Annotated in this window: 1 protein-coding gene and 1 pseudogene; both read left to right on the plus strand. The window is 41.6% G+C overall.

Features of this window, described 5'->3' with window-relative positions:
* A pseudogene (locus ACFIJL_RS09770) lies at positions 1–84 on the plus strand (baseplate assembly protein W); the annotation flags it as partial.
* Positions 81–722, plus strand: a 642-nt coding sequence (locus ACFIJL_RS09775) for a baseplate J/gp47 family protein (RefSeq protein ID WP_375624531.1), incomplete at its 3' end; no start/stop codon positions are given. The pseudogene ACFIJL_RS09770 and the gene ACFIJL_RS09775, both read left to right, overlap by 4 nt.

Raw genomic sequence — 722 nt, forward strand, 5'->3', positions numbered from 1 at the left:
AATGGACACGTTTCTTTGTCCTTTGAAGGTATTTATTTGCCATCCGGCAAGCCCATTACCATGGAAGGATTATTGATAAAATGAATGGATTGCTTGCAAAACCCGAAATCATCACAGAACTTTCTTTTGAGGAAATCCGCGCAGCGGCTCTTACCCATTTAAAAGAGCTTTTGCCTGAATATACCATTCTTGAAAGTGATCCGGCTGTAAAAGTCATAGAGGCTTTTAGCTATCGAGAGTTGCTGTTAAGACAGCGTATTAACGAGGCGGCACGCAACAACATTCTTGATTTTGCAACCGGTGAATCTCTTGACGCTTTGGGAAACTGGCATGGTATTGCCCGCATGGAGGGTGAAAGTGACGAGAGATATCGTGAACGCATAGAGCTTCATGCCCGTGGTGGTAATGGGAGCGGGACAGAGCCCTATTACAAGCTTATAGCCTTAACAGCCGATAGTCGAGTGAAAGATGCGATTATCTATCGTAAAGGCAAAGACCCAACCATCTATGTTGCTCTTTTTGGCAACAATGAAGAAGGAACGGCATCTGAAGATCTCATACAAACAGTTTCAGAAGCTCTTCACAAAAAAAATATCATCATGACCAATGATACAATCATTGTTCACGCTGCTGTTAAAAAAGTGCTGGATTTAGAAGCAGATGTTTGGTTGTTACCAGAAACATCTTTGAAAATTCTCACAACAATGGAAACAAATTTAAGA

The sequence above is a fragment of the Bartonella sp. TT119HLJHH genome, from assembly GCF_042193385.1.
Lineage (GTDB): Bacteria > Pseudomonadota > Alphaproteobacteria > Rhizobiales > Rhizobiaceae > Bartonella.